The sequence below is a fragment of the Streptomyces sp. NPDC111628 genome, from assembly GCF_055635195.1.
This window is the reverse complement of the sequence record NZ_JBVKBZ010000004.1, coordinates 217,401-237,195: the sequence shown is the minus strand read 5'-3', so window position 1 is coordinate 237,195 and position 19,795 is coordinate 217,401. Positions and strand designations below refer to the sequence as shown.

Below are 19,795 nucleotides of genomic sequence, written 5' to 3'. Positions count from 1 at the left end.
GGGGGTCACCAACCCAGTTCGTTCGCGGTGGTCTCGGCTATCGCGGGTGAGCAGGTCATGCCGCGCCCGCCGGGCCCGGTGACCAGCCACACGCCCTCGCGCACCCGCTGCCGGTGCACGACGCGGCTCGGGTCGGTGCACTGCGCGTACACCCCGGCCCAGCGGCGGCGGATCCGGGGCAGCGGGCGGCCCAGGAGGGACTCGACGACGCCGGTGAGGTGCTCGTAGGGGTCCTCGACGGTGTCGAAGGCGAAGGGGTGCTCGTACGCGTGGGTGTCGCCGATGGTCAGGCCGCCGTCGGCGCGCTGGACCATCAGCAGCTGCATACGGTGCTCGGCGGCCGTGGCCGGCTGCGGCTGCCGGGCGTTCAGCTCGTCCAGGGCGGGCGAGCCGTACGCGGGGTAGTAGCGGAAGCTGTCGGCGTCGGCGACCGAGGTGGTGAGCGGTTCGCCGAGAGGGTCGGTCTGCATCATCTGGAGCCGCACCCGGCGCACGGGCAGCCCGGGCCCGGCCAGTTCGCGCACGAGGCCGCCGAGCCAGGCGCCGGTGGCGAGGACGACGACGTCACCGGTGTGCGTGTCGCCGTGGTCGTCGCGGACGGCGTGTTCGCCGACGACGTCACGGACCTCACGGCCGGGCAGGAAGGTGTAGCGCGGGGACCTGCTCAGTTCCGCGCGCAGGGCGAGCTGGGCGGTGCGCGGTTCCACCGCGGCGTCGCGCTCGCAGTACAGCGCGGCGTCGAACGCGCCGCGCAGGGCCGGGTTCAGGGCGCGGGCCTCGCCGGGGGTGAGCAGCTTGTGGCCGCGGGCGGCGGCGTCCGGGCGGGCGACGGCCGCCTCGGCGACGGCGCGCTCCAGGTCGCCGCGGAGCGGGGTCAGGGAGCCGTTCGGGCGGAACCCCAGCGCCGGGATCCGGCCGCCGATCTCCTCCCACAGCTCCCGGGCCCGCAGCGCGGTCTCCAGCTCCTGTCCGCCCGCTCGGCCACTGACCCAGATCTGGCCGAAGTTGCGCAGTGAGGCGCCCCTGGCCTCGGTCTCGCGCTCGATCTGTACGACCTCGTGGCCGCGGTTCACTGCGTGCCAGGCGTGCATGGTTCCCACCACGCCGGCTCCGACGACTATCACTCTCACGACCGCCACGCTCCTTGGCATCGGGGAACCGGAGGAATCCGGCCGACAACGAGAGCGTGAACTGGTCGTCACGTTTGGGCTAGACCCGTTACCCCTTCGTTATGTCCTGAGATGCTGTCCGACTGGCGAGGAGTCTGAGTCGGTCGGCCCAGGGGGTGCCCGGCTCGGCCGTGTAGATGATCAGGTCGTGGACGGCCCGTTGGGGCAGGGGCAGGTTCAGCTGGCGGAAGGTCAGCTCCAGGCGGCCGGCTTCGGGATGGTCGAGCCGCTTGACGCCTTCGTGACGGATGCGGACGTCGTGACTGGCCCACATGGTGCGGAAGTCGGGGCTGAGCGTGGCCAGTTCGCCGACGAGCTCGCGCAGGGCCCGGTCGTGGGGTTCACGTCCGGCCTCGGCGCGGAGTACGGCGACCGTGGCCCTCGCGCCTTCCTCCCAGTCGACGAAGAAATCGCGGGAACCGGGGTCGAGGAAGAAGTAGCGGGGGAAATTGGCGCAGCCCCGGTCGCGGGTGGTGTCGCTGTCGAACATCGGCGCGTACAGGGCCCTGCACAGCGCGTTGCTCACGACGATGTCCAGGCGGCCGCTGCGCACGAAGGCGGGGGCCATGGTCATGGCGTCCACCATCCACTGGACGGGGGACGGGATCGCGACGTCCTTGCGGCGGGCCGAGGGCGACCTGCGGCGGGCGGGGCGGGCCGCTCTGGCCAGGTCGAGCAGGTAGGTGCGCTCGTCCTCGTCGAGGAGCAGGGCCCGCGCGACCGCTTCCAGCACCTCCTCGGAGACGCCGCCGATGTGGCCCTTCTCCAGCCGCGTGTACCACTCGGTGCTCACCCCGGCGAGGGCCGCGACCTCCTCGCGCCGCAGTCCCGGCACCCGGCGTCGTCGGCCGGTGGGCAGTCCGACCCGCTCCGGGGTGAGCTTGGCGCGCCGGCTGACGAGGAAATCGCGGATGTCCGAGCGGTTGTCCGTATGACTCCCGGTGTGCTTTCCGGGCGCAGGTTCCATCCGCCCACGCTACCCATGGTCCGGCCGACGGGGAGAGACGGAGGGAGGTTGTGCCTGTACCCCCCATGAACGCGACCTTGTCCGCTTCCGGCGGCACCGGTTTCGTGAGGCCGTCCCCCTCCACGCCCAGGGAGCATGACCATGACTATGACCATGACCGGCAAGACCGTACTGATCACCGGCGCGACCAGTGGTATCGGCGCCCACACCGCGCGGTTGCTCCTCGACCGCGGCCACCGCGTGGCCGTCACCGGCCGCGACGAAGGCAGACTGAAGGCCTTCCTCGACGAGGCCGGTCGCCCCGACCGGCTGCTGGGCCTGGTCGCGGACGCGGCGGACTGGCGGGCCACCGAGTCGGCCGTGACCCGTACCGTGACGCACTTCGGTGCCCTTGACGCGGCGGTGGCCAACGCCGGATTCATGTCCGGCGGCTCCATCGGGGCCGGCGACCCGGCGCTCTGGTCGCCCATGGTCCTCACCAACGTGCTCGGCCCCGCCCTGCTGGCCCACGCCACCCTGCCCCACCTCGAGGCCACCGGCGGACGGCTGGTGCTCATCGGCAGCGTCGCCGGGTTGAAGAACTCTCCCGCCAACCTCTACTCGGCCACCAAGTGGGCCACCACCGGACTCGCCGAGAACCTGCGCCTGCACGCCACGACCCGCGGCATCGGCGTCACTCTTGTCAACCCCGGCATGATCGACACCCCGTTCTGGCAAGGCGCCGACGTTCCCTCCTTCGCCCTGCCTCCCCAGCCCGTCGCCGAGGCCATCTGCTTCGCCCTCGACCAGCCGGCGGGCGTCGACCTCAACACCCTGACCGTCCGGCCCCTGGGCCAGCCCGCCTGACCGGGGTGCTCCTCAGCCGCGCAGGTGGGTGGTGAAGGAGAAGCGGTCGCCCCGGTAGAGCGTGCGCACCCGCTCCAGCGGGCGGCCCTCCGTGTCCCGGGACACCCGGTGGATGAGCAGCATCGGGAGGGCCGGCGGGGTGCCGATGAGCAGCGCCTCGCGCGGGGTGGCGAGCACGGTCTCGATGCGTTCGTCGGCGTCCCCGAAGGCGATGCCCTGTGCGGCGAGGTGGGCGTAGAAGGACGAGTCGGGGTCGAAGGCGGAGTCGAGGTCGGGGATGCGGGCCACGGCGACGTACGTGCTCTCCAGCCCGACCCGTTCGTCGTCCGCGAGCAGGACGCGCTCCAGGTGCCAGACGGGCTCCCCGCGCGTGAGGCCGGTCTCGGCGGCGAGCGCGTCGGGGCAGGGGAAGCGGTCGAGGGTGACGAGCGCACGGCCCGGGGTACGGCCCTGGCGCCGGACGCCCTCGGTGTAGCTGGCCAGGGACAGCGGCTGCGCCAGCTTGGGTCCGGCCACGACGGTGCCGCGTCCCTGGCGGCGCAGCTTGCCTTCGAGGAGGAGTTCCCGCAGCGCCTGCCGCACGGTCTCGCGGGCGACCCCGTAGCGCTCGGACAGGTCCCGCTCGGTGGGGATGGCGCTGCCCTCCCCCAGTTCACCGACGAGACGGTCGATGCGCGCCTTGACGGCGTAGTACTTCGGCACGCGCCCGTGCTCGGGGATCCCGGAGCGGACGGGGGCGCCCGGGGCCTGGTCGTTCGGATAGTCCACGCAGGGATGTTCGCAGACCCGGGTGACGCCGGCCCTCCGGGACCGGGGGGCGGCGACGAGGCCGGGGCGGCGGGGGACCGGCAACCGGCCCGGCGACGGCAGAGGCGACCGCAGCGGCGCGGCACCAGAGGGCCGGAGCCGCGACCGCCCAGGGCGACGGCGAGGAGGCCGGGCCGACGGTCCGCCCGGTGGCGGCGGGGCTTGCCGGGACGGGCGCCGCAGCGGGCTCGGTGGTGGGGCTCCGGTGCCGGGGCGGCGGTCAGCCGCCGTCCCCCCGGCCGAAGAGTGGGGCGAGCAGCAGTTGGGCCGCGCCCTCCGCGACGCCGCGCGGCCCGCCCGGCGCGAGCCGCACCGGTACGGCGCCGTCGTGACCGCCCTCGCGCCGGGCGCGGGCGTCGAGGACCGCGCCGACCCCGTGGACGAAGGCCTCGGGCGCGGCGGCGACGGTACGGCCGCCCAGCAGTACCTGGTCGATGTCCAGCAGCCCGGCGAGGTTCGCGGCGCCCGCGCCGAGCACCCTGGCCGCCTCCGCGAGGTCCCCGCGGGCGACGGCGGCGAGGCACAGGGCCTCTATGCAGCCCCGGGCGCCGCAGGTGCAGGGCGGCCCGTCGAGCTGGACGACCTGGTGCCCGAACTCCCCGGCGCCGGTCCGGGCGCCCCGGTGCACGCCGCCGCCGAAGACGAGACCGGCGCCGAGTCCCGTACCGAGGTGCAGATACGCGAAGGAACCGGCCCCGGCGCCCGCGCCGCCCTCCGCGTTGCCCGCGCCGCCGACCGCGAGGCCGAGCGCCGCCGCGTTGGTGTCCTTGTCGACGACGACCGGCACGCCCAGCCGCCGCTCCAGCGCGTCCCGCAGCGGGTAGCCGTCCCACTCCGGGAAGCCGGTGACCCGGTGCAGCACACCGCGGACATGGTCGAGCGGCCCCGGCAGGGCGACCCCGAGCCCGAGGAGGGTGGGGACGGCGGCGAGGCCGGACCCCGGCGGCCACGCGCCCTCCACGGCGGCAGCCCCCGGCTCCTGCGAGGTCCACTCCCCGGCACCCGTGCCCGTGCCCGTGTCGGCCGGGCCCGGCGCTCGCAGCCCCTTCGCGACGAAAGTTCGCGATCCCTCCGCAGAACGCGGCCCCGGCGCCTCCGCCGCCAGTTCCTCCGCCGCCCGCGCGACCCCCTCCAGCACGGTCTCCGCGCCCGCACCCAGGTCCAGCGGCGCGCGCCGCTCCGCCACCACGGTGCCGTCGAGGTCGACCAGCACCGCACGCAGCTCGTCGCGGTCCAGGTGGACGCCGAGGGCGTGGCCCGCCCCGGGCACCAGGCGCAGGACCGTGCGCGGTTTGCCGCCGGTGGACGCGCGGCGTCCGGCCTCGGCGGCCAGGCCCTCGCCCCGGAGCCGGGCGGTGATCTTGCTGACCGCCTGCGGGGTGAGCCCCGTGCGCTCGGCGAGCTCCAGCCGGCTGATCCCCTCCGCACCGGCGCCGCGCAGCAGGTCGAGCACCAGGGCGGTGTTGTGGCTGCGCAGCGCGAGCAGATTGGCGCCGCCCGCACCCGTACCCGTGCCTCGGCCGATCGCCGTGCCCCCGCCGTTGCTCCTGTTCACTCCCCCATTGTCCCCGGCGCTTGCACTTTGGCAACACCGTTGCGAAAGTAGGGCGCATGACTGCTACCCCTCCCGGCACTCCCCCGCTGCGCGTCGGCCTCGTCGGCTACGGCCTCGCGGGCTCCGTCTTCCACGCCCCGCTGATCGCCGCCACCGAGGGCCTGGCCCTGGACACGGTCGTCACCTCGAACCCGGAGCGGCAGCAGCAGGCCCGCGCCGAGTTCCCGGACGTGCGCACCGTCGCCACGCCCGACGAGCTGTTCGACCGGGCCGCCGAGCTGGACCTGGTCGTCGTCGCCTCCCCGAACAAGACGCACGTCCCGCTCGCGAGGCGGGCCCTGGAGGCGGGTCTGCCGGTCGTGGTGGACAAGCCGGTGGCGGGCACGGCGGCGGAGGCGCGGGCGCTGGCCGCCCTGGCCGAGGAGCGCGGCCTGCTGCTCTCCGTCTTCCAGAACCGCCGCTGGGACAACGACTTCCTCACCCTGCGCGAGCTGCTCGCCGAGGACGCGCTGGGCGACGTGTGGCGCTTCGAGTCCCGCTTCGAGCGCTGGCGGCCGAAGCCGAAGGGCGGCTGGCGCGAGTCCGGCGACCCGGCGGAGATCGGCGGTCTCCTGTACGACCTCGGCAGCCACGTCGTCGACCAGGCCCTCGTCCTCTTCGGCCCGGTCACGCAGGTGTACGCCGAGTCCGTGGTCCGGCGTGCGGGCGCGGAGGCGGACGACGACACGTTCCTCGCGCTCACGCACGCGAACGGCGTCCGCTCCCACCTCTACGTCTCCTCCACCGCCGCCCAGCTCGGCCCCCGCTTCCGGGTGCTCGGCTCGAAGGCGGGCTACGTCAAGCACGGCCTCGACCCGCAGGAGGCGGCGCTGCGCGAGGGCAAGCGGCCGGGGCCCGGCTGGGGCGAGGAGGACGAGTCGCTGTGGGGCCGCCTCGGCGCCGGGGACTCCCCGCCGACCGGCGGCGGGCAGGTCGCGGCGACCGTCCCGGGCGACTACCCCGCGTACTACGCGGCGGTGGCGAGGGCCCTGCGCGAGGGCGGCCCGAACCCGGTGGACGCGCTGGAGGCGGCCGCCGCCCTGGACGTACTGGAGGCGGCCCGCCGGTCCGCCCGCGACGCAGTGGTGGTGACCCTGTGAGCACCGCACCGACGCCCCCCACCGTCGCGGAGCTGGAGGAGCAGGAACGCCGCCTGGTCTTCCGCCGGTTCACGCACGACGACGCGTGGGCGCTGGGCTCCCTGCTCGTCGAGCTGGCCCGGGAGCACGAGGCGCCGGTCGCCATCGACATCCACCGCGCCGGACAGCAGCTCTTCCACGCCGCGCTGGCCGGCTCGGCCCCCGACAACGACGCCTGGATCGCCCGCAAGCGCCGCGTCGTGGAGCGGTACGGCTCGGCCTCGTACCTGGTCGGCTCGCGTTTCCGGGCCAAGGGCACGACCTTCGAGGAGTCCTCGCGGCTCGACCCCGACAGGTACGCGGCACACGGCGGCTCCTTCCCGGTCACCGTCGCCGACGTCGGCGTCGTGGGCGCGGTGACGGTCTCCGGGCTGCCGCAGGTCGAGGACCACCGGCTGGTCGTCGAGGCGCTGGAGCGGTTCCTGGGCGAGTAGCCCGACCGGCCCCGCGCTGCGTGGTCGGGGAATCAGCGGTGGGTACCCGTGGTTGGCAGGCAGACACGCAGGTTGATCACGGTGCCCACCGGAGGGATCGCAAGCGATGAACGAGGCGACGGCTTCCCCGAAGGAATCGGTCGGACGGTACGGCGTCTGGAGCGCCCAGCTGCGCTCGGAGGACCCGGAGGGCGCGGCGGAACGCGCCGAGGCCGCCGCCGAGCTGGAGCGGCTCGGCTACGGCGCCCTGTGGCTCGGCGGCAACAGCGCCGCCCGGCACGCCGCCCCGCTGATCGGGGCGACGGAGCGGATCGTGGTCGGCACCAGCATCCAGAGCATCTGGGAGCACAAGCCGTCCGAGGCGGCGGCGGGCTTCGCCGAGCTGGAGGTGGCCCACCCGGGCCGCTTCGTGCTCGGCCTCGGGGTGAGCCACGGCCCGCGCGTGGAGGGGTACCGCCGCCCGTACTCGACGATGGTCGGCTACCTGGACGAGCTGGACCGGGCCGGGATGCGCTCCGGTCACCGGGTGCTGGCCGCGCTCGGCCCGAAGATGCTGGACTTGTCCCGGGACCGGGCGGCGGGCGCCATCCCGTACCTGGTCACCCCGGAGCACACCGCGCAGGCCCGCGAGCGGCTCGGCGAGGGCCCGCTGCTGGCCCCGGAGTTCAAGGTCGTCCTCGACTCCGACCCGTCCCGCGCCCGTGCGACGGCCCGCGCCTACCTCGCCATGTACCTGAAGCTGCCGAACTACACGAAGAACTTCCTGAACCTCGGCTTCACGGACGACGACGTCACCGGCGGCGGCAGCGACCGCCTCATCGACGCCGTGTTCGCCTGGGGCGACGAGGCCACGATCCGCGCCCGCATCGACGCCTTCCACGCCGCGGGCGCCGATCACGTGGCCCTCCAGCTGGTGGAGGACGACATGGCCCGCCTCCCGAGGGAGGGCTGGCGCAGGCTCGCCGAGCTTCTGGACTGACCGCGGGCGGACGCACGAACGCCGGCCACGGGGTGAGGTCCCCGCGACCGGCGTGGTGTGCGTCCGGGTGGCGCCGGCGCTACTTGGTTCCGTAACCGGAGCCGGAGCCGTAGCCGCCGACGTGCCCGTCGTCACCCCCGTGATCGCCGTCGTCGCCGTAGCCGCCGTGGCCGTCGTCGCCGCCGTCGTCGCCCTCGCGCTCGTTGGCGATCCGCACGGTGACGCCGTCCCCGGCGTTCTCCTCGGTCACCCTGATCGGGCCGGTCACCGGGTCCCCGGGCAGTTCGTACCCGTCGGGCACCGCGGTCTCCCGCAGGTAGTACGACCCCGGTTCGAGGTCGTCGAAGGCGCAGCCGCCGGAGGCGTCGGTGGTGCAGTCCCCGGCCAGGGTGTCGGCGTTGCCGCCGGAGGTCTGGAGACCGGCCAGCCCGTTGGTCTCCTCCCACAGCTCGAAGACCGCCCCGGCGAGCGGCTCGCCGTTCTCGGCGTCGGTCTTCTCCACCTCGATGGAGCCCTCGTCGTCGGGTCCGGGCGGGCCGGGCTCGTCCTCGGCGGTGTTCTCCGCCTCGACCTGCACCCCGCCCTCGAGGTTCCCCTCGGTCAGGACCAGCGGGCCGAAGACGTTCGGGTCGGGCAGCTCGTACCCGTCGGGCGCGGCCGTCTCACGCCAGTAGTACGTGCCGGCCTCCACCGTCCGCGCGCAGCGCCCCAGGGCGCCGGTCACGCAGTCGCCGCCGACCTGGGTGTCGGGGTCGTCCCCGTCGGTCTGGAGACCGTCGACGCCGTTGGTCTCCTCCCACAGCTCGAAGACCGCTCCCTGCAGCACGGCACCCGACTCGGCGTCGATCTTCCTGATCCGCACCTGCCCGGTCTCGGGGCCGGGCTCGTCACCGGCGGCGTTCTCGGCCGCGACCTGCACTCCGCCCGCGGCGTTGTCGTCCGTCAGGACCAGCGGGCCGAAGACGTTCGGGTCGGGCAGCTCGTACCCGTCGGGCGCGGCCGTCTCACGCCAGTAGTACGTGCCCGTCTCCACCGTCCGCGCGCAGACACCGTCGGTGTCCGTCGTGCAGACGTCACCCACCTGCGTGTCCGGGTCGGCCCCGTCGGTCTGGAGACCGTCGACCCCGTTGGTCTCCTCCCACAGCTCGAACTCCGCACCGGCCAGCACGTCCCCGCTCGCCGCGTCGGTCTTCTCGACCCGCACCTCACCCGTCACCGGGCCGGGCTCGTCCTCGCCGGTGTTCTCGGCCTCGACCCGGACGCCGTCCTCGGCGTTGTCCTCGGTCAGGACCAGCGGGCCGAAGACGTTCGGGTCGGGCAGCTCGTAGCCGTGGGGAGCGGCCGTCTCACGCCAGTAGTACGTGCCCGTCGCGACCGTCTGCGCGCACACGCCGTCGGTGTCCGTCGTGCAGACGTCACCCACCTGCGTGTCCGGGTCGGCCCCGTCGGTCTGGAGACCGTCGACCCCGTTGGTCTCCTCCCACAGCTCGAACTCCGCACCGGCCAGCGCGTCCCCGCTCGCCGCGTCCGTCTTCTCGACCCGCACCTCACCCGTCACCGGGCCGGGACCGGGGCCGGGAGGTTCGTCCCCGCAGTCCGGGAGGTCGCCGTCGAACGGGTAGGCGTGGAACTCGACGCCCGTCTGCTCGCTGGTGTGGGTGATGGAACCGCTGCTGAAGAAGCGGCCGTTGATGCCGGGCAGCGACACCGTGGACATGGAGTTCTGCGGGCCGACCAGCACGCTGCCCTGGAACTGGCCCGTGCCGACGAAGTTCGCCGAGGTGGCGTCCGGGAAGTTCCACAGAAGGCGTTCGCGGTAGGCGTTGAGCGGGTCGGTGTCGTCGGCGATGCCACCGCTGTAGGTGTTGATGGTGCGCTCGGAGCCGAGCATGTTCACCAGGACGGTCGCGTCGTCGGGGATGTTCTCGAAGACGATCCCCTGCTGCCCGCCGGAGGCACTGGCGAGGTCGAAGTCCACGTTGAACACCTGGAGCCCGGACGTGCCGTCACCGGTGAACACGGTCTGGTAGCCCTGGTTGACGGCCGTGCCGGTGGCGGTCCGCAGCTCGCCGTCCACGCGGGCGTAGCACTGGCTGGCCACGGTGAGCTGGTCGCGCAGATCGAGGTAGGGATCGGCGGCGTCCGGGTCGTGTTCGAGGTCGCCGGTCACGGTCCCGGTCACCGTTCCGCCGTAGCGGACGACCCCGCCCTCGGCGAGCAGCCGCTGCCCCGGGGCGACCGTGATGTCGTTGCCGGTGGTCAGGAAGTCCGCCCCGTCCGGCGGCGGCACCCGCGAGCCGACGCCCGCGATGCCGATGTCGTAGACGGCGCTGCCGCCCTCGCTCTTGTTCATGTCGAAGTCGTCGAGGACGACGACCCGCCCCTCGGCCTCGGCGGCCCGTCCCCGGACGCGGAAGTCGTCACCGGCGAAGACGTTGATGCCGTTGTCGCGTCCGGCGAACGGGCCGTTGTTGATCTCGGGGAACTCGTCCGGGCACAGCGGCCCGGCGCAGGGCCCGAGCCCGCCCGGCAACGGGGCGGCCTGCGCCTGCGCGGCCCCGGCCCCGACGACCAGGGCGGGCGCGAGGCCGGCCACGAGGGCGCAGGCCAGCCCGGTCCGGCCCAGGTGGGGCCGGAGGGCGGCCATACGTTGTCTGATGGAGTGCATGGCCCACAGGCTTCACGCGGGCCGCCCGCGCCTCTCGCAGCACATCCCGGTGCCGGACGACCGTCACACGAACGGGCCCGGCACGGGCACCCACCTGGCTCGCCCCCCCCGGCTCGCCGTCTCAGGCTCCCTTGAGCTCCTGCCGCTGCCGCCCCAGTCCTTCGACCTCCAGCTCGACCACGTCCCCGGCCCGCAGGTACGGCTTCGGCTCGGGCTGCCCCATCGCCACGCCCGCCGGCGTCCCGGTGTTGATGACGTCACCGGGGCGCAGCACCATGAACTGGCTGACGTACCGCACGACCTCCCCCACGGGGAAGATCTGCTCGGCGGTCGTCCCGTCCTGCTTCAGCTCGCCGTTCACCCACAGCCGCAGCGACAGCCGCTGCGGGTCGGGCACCTCGTCCGCGGTCACCAGCCACGGGCCCAGCGGGTTGAACGTCTCGCAGTTCTTGCCCTTGTCCCAGGTCCCGCCGCGCTCGATCTGGAACTCCCGCTCGGACACGTCGTGCGCGACCGCGTACCCGGCGACGCACGCGAGCCCCTCCTCCGCCGAGTCCAGGTAGCGGGCGGTGCGTCCGACGACGACCGCCAGCTCCACCTCCCAGTCGGTCTTGGTGGATCCGCGCGGCACGAGCACCGTGTCGTGCGGCCCGACCACCGTGTCCGGCGCCTTGAAGAAGACGACCGGCTCGGCGGGCGGCTCGGCCCCGGTCTCGCGGGCGTGGTCGTGGTAGTTCAGCCCGATGCACACGATCTTGCCGATGCGTCCCACCGGCGGTCCGACGCGCAGCCCGGTGCCGTCCAGGGCGGGCAGCTCACCGGCCTCGGCGGCGGACCGTATCCGGCCGAGCGCGCCCTCGTCGGCGAGCAGCTCGCCGTCGATGTCCGTCACGACGCCCGACAGGTCTCGCAGGGTCCCGTCGGCGTCGAGCAGCGCGGGCCGCTCCGACCCCGCCGTACCGACTCGCAACAGCTTCATGATCCCCAACTCCTCGATCGCGGGCAGCCCGCCCGACGATGCGCGACCTGGGTGCGGCAGCGACGCGACAGCCGTCGGAGGACTGGTCGATCCTCCAAGGCCGGGGTCCACTCCGCAATACCCCGTTCACGTACTGGACCGTAGCCACCCGGGCCGCGGCCACGCGCCGGGCCGACCCGCGTTCAGCGGTGGAGCACGGCCCGTTCGACGGCGCTCCACGTGGTGCTGGTGACGACGTAGAGCGCGGCGGCCAGTGGCACCACGGCCACGGTGACCAGCGTGAAGAAGGACATGAACGGCATGACCCGGGTGATCGCGCCGACGCCCGGCACGGCCCCGGCGTCACCGGCGGGCAGCACCGGCCGGTCGGCCATCGTCCGCCTGGTGAGCCGGTAGCTGAAGGTGGCGACCCCGGCGACCACCGCGAACAGCGCCACGTACACGAGTCCGGCCCCGCCGAGGAGCCCGCCGTCCCCGAACGCGTCGGCCCACCGCCCGCCGAGCGGGGCGGCCAGGAGCCGGTGGGAGAGGAGGGCGTTGGCCTCGCCGCCGATCGAGGAGCTGGAGAAGAGGTGGTAGAGCAGGAAGAACGCGGGGATCTGGCACAGGCTGGGCAGGCACCCCGACAGCGGGGACACCTTCTCCTCGGCGTGCAGTTCGAGCACGGCCCGCTGGAGCTTCTCGGGGTTCTTCGCGTGCTTGCGGCGCAGTTCGGCGATCCTCGGCTGGAGCCGGGTGCGCGCCTTCTGCCCGCGGGCGGCGGCCCGGGAGAGCGGATGTACGAGGAGCCGTACGAAGGCGGTGAACAGGACGATGGCGGCGGCCGCGGCGGAGGCGCCGAACAGGGGCTGAAGCAGGTCGGCGAGGTGCTCGACCAGACTGGCGAAAACGGACATGGGTGGATGAGCCCTCCGGGGGTCTCGTCGTGCCGGGTTGAGGTGGGGCGGCATGACGACACGACCGGCGCGGGGCCAGGTGTGGAAGGTGCTGTGCCCTACGCGGTGGTCGCCGGGAGGGCGTGTCCGGGCGCTCGGGGCCGGCGGCGGCCGGGGGCGTCGGGATCGCGTTGGGGCAGGAAGGCCGTACGCAGGTCCCGGTCCCTGATGGCCGTACGCACCCGGGTGCGCGGCACGGCGGGCGCGCAGCGCGCGGCGATGACGGCGCAGACGGCGAGCGCGGAACCGACCGCGGCGGTCGCGGCGAGCGCGACGGTGGCGGAGAGGCTGCCGACGTCGACGAGCGCGACGGGCAGGAGGACCAGCAGCAGGACGAGGAGAGGGCGTGGCACGGCGGCCCGTTCTCGGGTCATCGGCTGCTCCCCCTCTCGTACACGCGTTTGCCCCAGTTATACAGGACGGCTCAGGACGGCTCGTCCAGCGCGACTTACGCAGGACGACGTGGTGCGGGACCCTGCTGTTCGGTCTCGATCGGCTGGAGCAGCCGCCGGGGTCCGAGCAGCGCCCGGCTGACGTGGTCCGCCGGGTCGGGGTCGAGTCCGGGGCCCGGCCGCATGTCGACGTCGCGCACGGCGACGAGGGTCCCGCAGGTCGCGCAGGCGCCGTAGGGACTGAGTTCGGTGCCGCAGTCGGCGTGCCAGAAGGTGCGCATCGGCTCGCCGCCGAGCTGCTCGCGCCCCCAGATGCCGAGCGCACGCAGGGCGGGCCACAGGGCGATGCCGCGGTCGGTGAGGACGTACTCGTCCCGGGGCGGCGATTCCTGGTACCTGCGTTTCTCCAGGATTCCCTCGGCGGTGAGCGCCTGGAGGCGGTTGGCCAGCACGGCGCGCGGAATGCCGAGGTGGACGAGGAAGTCGTTGTAACGCCGGACGCCGTAGAGCGCGTCGCGGATCACCAGCAGCGTCCACCGCTCGCCGACGACCTCCAGTGCGCGGGCGATCGAGCACTCCTGCGTCGCGTAGTCCTTGCCCAGTGCCATGCGGTCCACTGTAGCCACTTTTCCCCTGTCGGTTCATTCACCGAACCAGCGGTGCTAGGTTGGGCCGTCCCGACTCAGTTCATTGACCGAACCAACGCAGAGCGGACGGCCAGCAGCCATGACCGACACCGGCACGGACTCCCCGACCACCCCGACCAACGAGACCCCGGCGGCCACGGCCGCCGCCGCTCCCCCACCGGAACGGGCCTCGCCGCCCCCGGACCCGGGCCGCACCCTCGCGCTGACCAGCGCGGCGACCGCCGTGGCCCTGATGGCCTTCACCGCGCCGATGGTCACGCTCCCCGAGACGGCCGCCGACCTGCACACCTCGCTGTCCGCCCAGGCCTGGCTGCTGAACGGCACCCCGCTGGGCCTCGCCGCCCTGCTCCTGGTGGCCGGCAGCCTGGCCGACGACTACGGGCGCCGCCGGCTCTTCGTCTCCGGCACGCTGGCCCTCGGCGTCACCACCGTCCTCGGCGCCTTCGCGTCCACGACCTGGCTGTTCACGCTGGCCCGCATCGCCCAGGGCGCGGCGAGCGCGGCGCTGCTTGCCAGCAGCCTCGGCCTGCTCGTCCACGCCTTCCCGACCCCGGCCGGGCGGCTGCGCGCGACCGGCGTGTGGGGCGCGTTCGTGAGCGGCGGGATAGCCGTGGGACCCGTGCTCGTCGGGGCGATCCCCGACTGGCGGGTGGCGCACGGCGTCCTCGGCGCCGCCGCGCTGGTGGTGGCGGGACTCGGCGCGCGGGCCCTGTCGGAGTCGCGCTCACCGCGGGCGGGCCGGCCGGACTTCGCCGGGGCGCTGACGTTCGGACCGGCGCTGGTCGCGCTCGTGGCGGCGCTGACGCTGGGCCGCGACGGGTGGCTGCGGGCGCCGGTGGGCCTGCTGCTGGCGGCGACCGTGCTCCTCGGCGCGCTGTTCGTCGTACTGGAGCGCCGCGCGGCCACCCCGATGATCGACCTGTCGCTGCTGCGCCGCCCGCTGTTCCTGGCGTCCTCCGCGGGCGGACTGTTCACGGGCCTGTCGGTGATCGGTCTGTTCAGCTTCCTGCCGACGGTGCTCCAGCGGGCGCTCGGCCTGTCCCCGCTGGACACGGCCCTGCTCTCGCTGCTCTGGGCGGGTCTCGCCTTCGCGGTGGCCCTCCAGGTCCGCCGCATCGCCCACCGCGTCCCGCCCCGCCACCAACTGGTCGTCGGTTTCGCCCTGCACGCGGTCGGCGTCCTGACCATGCTCGGCGCGGTCGGCGCGGGCTCCTGGGCCCGGCTGCTGCCCGGCCTGGTGGTGGCGGGCGTGGGCAGCGGCCTGCTGAACGCCGCGCTGCCGCTGCTCGCGGTGGAGTCGGTCCCGGCGGCCCGAGCAGCGATGGGCTCGGGCGCGCAGCAGACGTTCCGCTACATCGGCTCGTGCGCCGGGGTCGCCCTGACCATCGCGATCGCGACGTCGGCGGGCAGCCCGGGGGCGGGCACGGACGTGGCGCTGTGGGTGTCGGCGGGGCTGGCGGTGGCGGCGGGGGCGCTGGTGGCAGTGGTGCGGGAGCGCACCTGATCCGCGACCTGATCCACGGCGCGAGCCGCGGGGTACGGCACGCCGCGCCCCCGACCCCTTCCGTCGGGCGGCGGCGACGCCGGTCCCGGGTCACGGCCTCCCGGCCTCCTGCCTCCCGCCTCCCGCCTCCGGCCCCGGGGTGGCTGACCCTTGTCACCTCACGGCAGTACGGTGTCCCCCATGCGCCCCGACACGCCCGCCGAAAACGTCGACCACGCCGCCGAGGCGGCCCGCCTGGAACGCACCGCCGGCCTCTACCCCGAGGACACCGAGGCCCTGCTCCTGCGCGCCGCCGCCCACCTGGAACTGTCCGGCGACCGCCCCGCCGCGACGAAGCTCTACGACCGCCTGCTGTCCTCCGAGACCTCCGTCCCGCTGGACAACCCGTCCTTGGTCCGTGCCCTGAAGGCCTCGAACCTGTGGGAGTACGACCACGAGGCGGAGGCCAGGGCGATCATCGACGGCGTGCGGGCCGCGTCGCCGCGCGACCCGGCCCCCTGGGTGATCGCGGCCGAGGCCCTGGAGTCCCACGACGAGCTGGAGGCGGCCCACGAGACGTTCACGGAGGGCGCCCGCCTCCTCCTGACGGACGTGCCGGAGCCCCCGTACGCCACCCACCCCCTCCTCTACGGCCGCCACCGCGTCCGCAGGATGCTGGGCCTGGCCCACGACGAGTGGGACACCCTGGCCGACACCCTGCACTCGATGCCGGTCTCCCTGGACGAGCTGCACGACCCGAAGCGCGTCTGGTCCCTGGGCTCGGACAATCCGGCGGACCTGGAGGCGGAGATCCTCCGCCTGCGCGCCGAACTGGGCGCCTACCGCGAGGCCCTGTCCCGCCCCTTCCCGGTGGCCATGCTCCACTGGCCGGCCGCCGAACTGACGGAACTGATCGAGGCGTACCCGGCCCTCGCCGCCGAGTACCCCTCCTACGACGCCCACCTGGCGTCGATAGAGGCGGCCCTGCGCGAACTGGCCTCCTCGGGCACCCCGAACCTGGGCGTGGTCCCGGGCACCGTCCCCTCCTACGAGGCCTTCGCGGCGTCGGAGGGCGCGTCCCCGGCCGACCCGATCCTGCTCCCGCAGTACGCGACGACCCTGGCGGCCCGGGGACTCGCGGTGGCGTGGCCGCCGCAGCGCGGGGCGGCTTGCTGGTGCGGGTCGGGGCGGGCGTACGGGGAGTGCCACGGGGAGGATCTCGCCGGGGACCGATGAGATTCGGCGGCGCCGGTCGTCTACAGATGCGAAAGCCTCACCGAGACCCACAAGCGGCCGGGCGAGGCGTCATCACCCGAGCGGACCGAGGAGACACGACGACATGAGCACCGACCAGACGCCCACCGCGGCGGGCAACGGCTTCTCCTACACCCTGACCCGCACCCTGGACGCCCCCGCGGCCCAGGTCTGGCAGGCGTGGACCACCCCCGACCAGTACGCCCAGTGGGCCTACGCCGTCCCCGGCTCCGTGGAGATGGACGTCCGCCCCGGCGGCACCTGGAAGGCCACGATGCGCACGCCCGACGGCACGGAGTTCCCCCTGACGGGCTCCTACATCGAGGTCGCCGAGCACCGCGCCCTGACCATCGGCATGGACGTCCCGGGCCGCCCGGACCCGGCGACGATGACCGTGGAACTCGCGGAGGAGGGCCCCCGCAACACCGTGATCACCCTCCGCCAGACCTGCGACACGGCGGAGGAACGGGACGGCGCGGAGCAGGGCAGCGGCATGCTGCTGGACGGTCTGACGGGGTTCCTGGCGGGCGGAACGCAGGGCTGAGGCCCCCGTCAGTTGATGATCTCGGCGCGCCCTTCCGACCGCATCGCGGCCAGCCGCTCCCGCCACATCTGGAGGGCTTCGGGCGTCTGCCGCGTCCAGTCGGTGACTTCGCCGACGACCCGGAGCGGCTCCGTGCTGCGGTAGGAGCGGGTGGGATTGCCGGGGAACTTCTTGTCGGTCACGTTCGGGTCGTTCTCGAACGCCCCGGCCGGCTCGACGGCGTACACGCGCGGTTCCCCGTCCCCGGCGGCAAGCTCGGCGGCGAGTCCCGCGCCGTCGCGCAACGCGGTGAAGTAGATGTGGTTCATCAGGATCTCGGGCCGGTAGTTCGAAGGGAAACCGGCGGTGAGGTGCTCCCCGACCCGCAACTCGGCCTTCGTACCGTGAAAGAACGGTCCTTCGTCCAACACCTCGTCCATCGCGGCAGATTACCAACCGGGACCGTCGTGCCGCCGGGACCGCCCGGACGCAGCGCGCGCTACCTGATCCTGCAACGGATCATCCACCCGTGGCCGCGGCCCTTCGGAGAGCACGGTGGAGTGCCCTCTTGTCTGCCCCCGCGCCTCCTGCGCCCCGACGGCTGGGCGACATGGTGAGAGGCGTCATGCCGAGCCCGAGGGGGACGCCTTGCACCAGCACGAGCGCGTGGACAGGAAACCGACCGGAGGGACACCCGCCCGGGTACCGCGGTCGTCTGCCCCGGCCGGCCCTGCTGGTGACCTACGGCGGGGAGCGGTCGGCCCCCTGGGCCCGTCGGCGGTGACCGTCCTGCAACGCGCGGCGGGCAACGCCGCGACGACGCGTGCGGTGGCGGCCGGCTCCGGTCGTACGCCACGCGGCGCGGACCTGACCGTCCAGCGTGCGGAGAACGACAACGCCGGCGGGGCGCTTCAGCGGGCGCGGCGGAGGCGAAGAGCGTCGCCGAGGGCGAAGTCAAAAGCGTCGGCCCCAGCGGCACGATCACCTATCCCTCGGTCACGAGCTGCCTGACCATCACCGTCTACCTCCGCGACGGCGGCAAGGTCGGCGGTCATGCCAGCCTGTTCAAGGCGTCCGGTGGCATGTACTCGGACCAGATCCTGCCCGCGATAAAGGCACAGGTGGGCAAGAGCAGGGTGGAGAGGATCGACGTCAGCGGTGCCATCTCGTCCTGGAACCCCGCGTACTTGAAGACCGCCATCGAGAATTCCAACCCGGCCCCCGAGCAGAAGAACGACCCGGACGGTATCCGCGCGGTCGTGTCCGCGGCCCTGGACCGACAGGCGAAGAAGATCTCCGTACAGGAAACCCCTGACGGCACGCTGACCAGGTAGGAGCGCGAGAGACCGCCGCTCTCGGTCCACCGCCGGGCATGGCGCGGGCACCTCCGGGTCCTGGGTGACCACACGCCGACTCGCCCTCTCGTCGCCCCTCGTCCTGTCGGCGGTAGCTTTTCTGACCGTCCTGGTGCTCCTGGTTACCGCGAGCAATGATCGATGTACTTCTCGTACAAGGATGGCCGGCACAATGGCAGCGTGCCCGAGCCCGTCCCCTCCTCCGCCTCCGTGTCCGCCCGCATGAGCCGCCAGGGTTCCCGCGACACGGCCCCGGAGATCGCGGTGCGGCGACTGCTCCACGCGTCGGGCCTCCGCTACCGCGTGAACGTGCCGGTGCCGGGCATGGCCCGCCGCACGATCGACATCGTCTTCCCCAGGACCAAGGTCGCGATCTTCCTCGACGGCTGCTTCTGGCACGGCTGCCCGCAGCACGCCACGCAGCCGAAGTCGAACGCCGAGTGGTGGCGGGCCAAGCTCGACAAGAACATGTCCCGGGACACCGAGACGACCGGGCACTTGCGGGACCAGGGGTGGACGGTGCTCCGGTTTTGGGAGCACGAGAGTCCGGAAGAGGTGGCCGCCCAGGTGCGGGCGGCCTTGGACCGGCGCCTGGCGGACCAGGCGGGAAGGTGAGAGACGTGGGGGGACCGACCTTCGTGGACGTGTGCTCCGGGGCGGGAGGGCTCGCTCTCGGCCTGGAGCAAGCCGGATTCGAGCCTCGTCTGCTCCTGGACGACGACGATGACGCCGTCACGACGCTCCGGGCCAACAGGCCGCAGTGGAACGTACTCCGAACCGACCTGCTCGACTTCGACCCGGCCGAGCACCCCGAGAGCTACGACGTGGACCTCCTCTCGGCCGGCCTGCCACGGGTGAAGTCGAGTGCGACCGTCGGGCGGGCCGAATCGGGCTCGGAGGAGCGCCTGTTGGAGGCCACGGTCCTCCTGGCCCACGCCATCAGGCCGCGAGCAGTGATCATCGAGAACGTTCCCGATCTCGCCCACTCGGACAGGTACCAACGCTTCCGTGACTTCGCGCGTGCCGAACTGGCTCACCTGGGCTACGAGTTCATTTGGTTCGTCGTGAACGCCGTCGACTTCGGGGTGCCGCAGAACCGCAAACAGGGGGTTCTCGTGGCCGTCGAACGGCGTTGGGCAGGGAACTTTCAGCCACCGGCACGCACGGTGTCGGAGCCGCGGACGGTAGGTGCCGCCCTGGCGCAGTCGATGGCAGCACGCGGTTGGCCGGACGCCGCCCGGTGGGCCGCACAGGCCGACCAACCGGCTCCGACGCTGGTCGGAGGCTCGAAGAACCGAGGTGGCGCGGACCTCGGGCCGACCGGAGCCAAACGGAAGTGGGCGACCATGGGCGTCAACGCCCACACGGTGGGCAACGAGGTCCCCGGCCCCGAATTCGTGTGGGACCCACGGCTCGGCAGGGACAACATGGTGAAAATCACAGTCGAGCAGGCGGCGCTCCTCCAGGGGTTCCCCGAGTCGTGGGAGGTCACGGGCCTGAAGACCGCCCGCTACCGCCAGATCGGACACGCGACGCCACCGCCCGTCGGCCGGGTGCTGGGGCGGGCCGTCGCCGAAGCTCTGGACGGGGAGCGGGCGGCCCCCGCTGCCGGCTAGACTTCCGC

General features: G+C 73.6%; 20 protein-coding genes. 10 read left to right on the top strand and 10 right to left on the bottom strand.

The features are described 5' to 3' along the window. Window positions 1-5: 5 nt before the first annotated feature. Complete coding sequence (locus ACZ7MF_RS23030; protein WP_471479298.1) at window positions 6-1,151, bottom strand: TIGR03364 family FAD-dependent oxidoreductase; 1,146 nt, start codon at window positions 1,149-1,151, stop codon at window positions 6-8. 67 nt (window positions 1,152-1,218) lie between these two features. Next, entirely contained in the window at window positions 1,219-2,136 is a 918-nt protein-coding gene (locus ACZ7MF_RS23025) for a helix-turn-helix transcriptional regulator (protein ID WP_471479294.1), read from the bottom strand. Window positions 2,137-2,277: 141 nt separating this feature from the next. On the opposite strand from ACZ7MF_RS23025, the gene ACZ7MF_RS23020 reads away from it, so the two are divergent. Further along, window positions 2,278-2,982, top strand: coding sequence for an SDR family oxidoreductase (locus ACZ7MF_RS23020; protein WP_471479291.1), 705 nt, complete (start codon window positions 2,278-2,280; stop codon window positions 2,980-2,982). Window positions 2,983-2,994: 12 nt separating this feature from the next. Here the strand turns inward: ACZ7MF_RS23020 and ACZ7MF_RS23015 are convergent, their stop codons facing one another. Both ACZ7MF_RS23015 and ACZ7MF_RS23010 read right to left on the bottom strand, forming a co-directional pair. After that, entirely contained in the window at window positions 2,995-3,750 is a 756-nt protein-coding gene (locus ACZ7MF_RS23015) for a GntR family transcriptional regulator (protein WP_471479289.1), read from the bottom strand. Window positions 3,751-4,009: 259 nt separating this feature from the next. Further along, on the bottom strand, window positions 4,010-5,344 hold the full coding sequence (locus ACZ7MF_RS23010) for an ROK family transcriptional regulator (RefSeq protein ID WP_471479287.1): 1,335 nt from the start codon (window positions 5,342-5,344) through the stop codon (window positions 4,010-4,012). 56 nt (window positions 5,345-5,400) lie between these two features. On the opposite strand from ACZ7MF_RS23010, the gene ACZ7MF_RS23005 reads away from it, so the two are divergent. From ACZ7MF_RS23005 to ACZ7MF_RS22995, 3 genes are all read left to right on the top strand, one after another. After that, a complete protein-coding gene (locus ACZ7MF_RS23005) occupies window positions 5,401-6,483 on the top strand; it encodes a Gfo/Idh/MocA family oxidoreductase (protein WP_471479284.1) in 1,083 nt (360 codons plus the stop codon). Next, on the top strand, window positions 6,480-6,956 hold the full coding sequence (locus ACZ7MF_RS23000) for a heme-degrading domain-containing protein (RefSeq protein ID WP_471479282.1): 477 nt from the start codon (window positions 6,480-6,482) through the stop codon (window positions 6,954-6,956). Before ACZ7MF_RS23005 ends, ACZ7MF_RS23000 begins: the two co-directional genes overlap by 4 nt. 106 nt (window positions 6,957-7,062) lie before the next feature. Beyond that, a complete protein-coding gene (locus ACZ7MF_RS22995) occupies window positions 7,063-7,935 on the top strand; it encodes an LLM class F420-dependent oxidoreductase (RefSeq protein ID WP_471479280.1) in 873 nt (290 codons plus the stop codon). A gap of 79 nt (window positions 7,936-8,014) precedes the next feature. On the opposite strand, the gene ACZ7MF_RS22990 is transcribed toward ACZ7MF_RS22995, so the two are convergent. From ACZ7MF_RS22990 to ACZ7MF_RS22970, 5 genes are all read right to left on the bottom strand, one after another. Further along, window positions 8,015-10,603 (bottom strand): SpaA isopeptide-forming pilin-related protein, encoded by a 2,589-nt coding sequence (locus ACZ7MF_RS22990; RefSeq protein ID WP_471479278.1) that lies wholly within the window; start codon window positions 10,601-10,603, stop codon window positions 8,015-8,017. Window positions 10,604-10,724: 121 nt separating this feature from the next. After that, window positions 10,725-11,582: a fumarylacetoacetate hydrolase family protein gene (locus ACZ7MF_RS22985; RefSeq protein WP_471479275.1), complete on the bottom strand. Its 858-nt coding sequence runs from the start codon at window positions 11,580-11,582 to the stop codon at window positions 10,725-10,727. A gap of 182 nt (window positions 11,583-11,764) precedes the next feature. Next, window positions 11,765-12,478 carry a YidC/Oxa1 family membrane protein insertase gene (locus tag ACZ7MF_RS22980; RefSeq protein WP_471479272.1) on the bottom strand — a complete coding sequence of 238 codons (714 nt, stop codon included), beginning with the start codon at window positions 12,476-12,478 and terminating at the stop codon, window positions 11,765-11,767. Between the two features lie 98 nt (window positions 12,479-12,576). Beyond that, complete coding sequence (locus ACZ7MF_RS22975) at window positions 12,577-12,891, bottom strand: DUF6412 domain-containing protein (RefSeq protein WP_471479269.1); 315 nt, start codon at window positions 12,889-12,891, stop codon at window positions 12,577-12,579. A gap of 74 nt (window positions 12,892-12,965) precedes the next feature. Continuing rightward, a complete protein-coding gene (locus tag ACZ7MF_RS22970; protein WP_471479267.1) occupies window positions 12,966-13,517 on the bottom strand; it encodes a winged helix-turn-helix transcriptional regulator in 552 nt (183 codons plus the stop codon). A gap of 118 nt (window positions 13,518-13,635) precedes the next feature. On the opposite strand from ACZ7MF_RS22970, the gene ACZ7MF_RS22965 reads away from it, so the two are divergent. The 3 genes from ACZ7MF_RS22965 to ACZ7MF_RS22955 all read left to right on the top strand — a co-directional run bounded on the left by ACZ7MF_RS22965 (window position 13,636) and on the right by ACZ7MF_RS22955 (window position 16,837). Then, window positions 13,636-15,060 carry an MFS transporter gene (locus tag ACZ7MF_RS22965; RefSeq protein WP_471479265.1) on the top strand — a complete coding sequence of 475 codons (1,425 nt, stop codon included), beginning with the start codon at window positions 13,636-13,638 and terminating at the stop codon, window positions 15,058-15,060. A 180-nt stretch (window positions 15,061-15,240) separates the two neighbouring features. Then, window positions 15,241-16,275 carry an SEC-C domain-containing protein gene (locus ACZ7MF_RS22960; protein ID WP_471479263.1) on the top strand — a complete coding sequence of 345 codons (1,035 nt, stop codon included), beginning with the start codon at window positions 15,241-15,243 and terminating at the stop codon, window positions 16,273-16,275. Between the two features lie 103 nt (window positions 16,276-16,378). Then, entirely contained in the window at window positions 16,379-16,837 is a 459-nt protein-coding gene (locus ACZ7MF_RS22955; protein WP_471479261.1) for an SRPBCC family protein, read from the top strand. Between the two features lie 8 nt (window positions 16,838-16,845). Here ACZ7MF_RS22955 and arr read toward each other — a convergent pair whose 3' ends face one another. Further along, on the bottom strand, window positions 16,846-17,256 hold the full coding sequence (gene arr, locus ACZ7MF_RS22950) for an NAD(+)--rifampin ADP-ribosyltransferase (protein ID WP_471479257.1): 411 nt from the start codon (window positions 17,254-17,256) through the stop codon (window positions 16,846-16,848). Window positions 17,257-17,898: 642 nt separating this feature from the next. On the opposite strand from arr, the gene ACZ7MF_RS22945 reads away from it, so the two are divergent. The 3 genes from ACZ7MF_RS22945 (at window position 17,899) to ACZ7MF_RS22935 (ending at window position 19,787) form a co-directional block, all read left to right on the top strand. Continuing rightward, a complete protein-coding gene (locus ACZ7MF_RS22945) occupies window positions 17,899-18,150 on the top strand; it encodes a hypothetical protein (protein ID WP_471479254.1) in 252 nt (83 codons plus the stop codon). Between the two features lie 243 nt (window positions 18,151-18,393). After that, entirely contained in the window at window positions 18,394-18,786 is a 393-nt protein-coding gene (locus ACZ7MF_RS22940; RefSeq protein ID WP_398288756.1) for a very short patch repair endonuclease, read from the top strand. Window positions 18,787-18,791: 5 nt separating this feature from the next. Then, complete coding sequence (locus ACZ7MF_RS22935; protein WP_471479252.1) at window positions 18,792-19,787, top strand: DNA cytosine methyltransferase; 996 nt, start codon at window positions 18,792-18,794, stop codon at window positions 19,785-19,787. The last annotated feature ends 8 nt before the right edge of the window (window positions 19,788-19,795 follow it).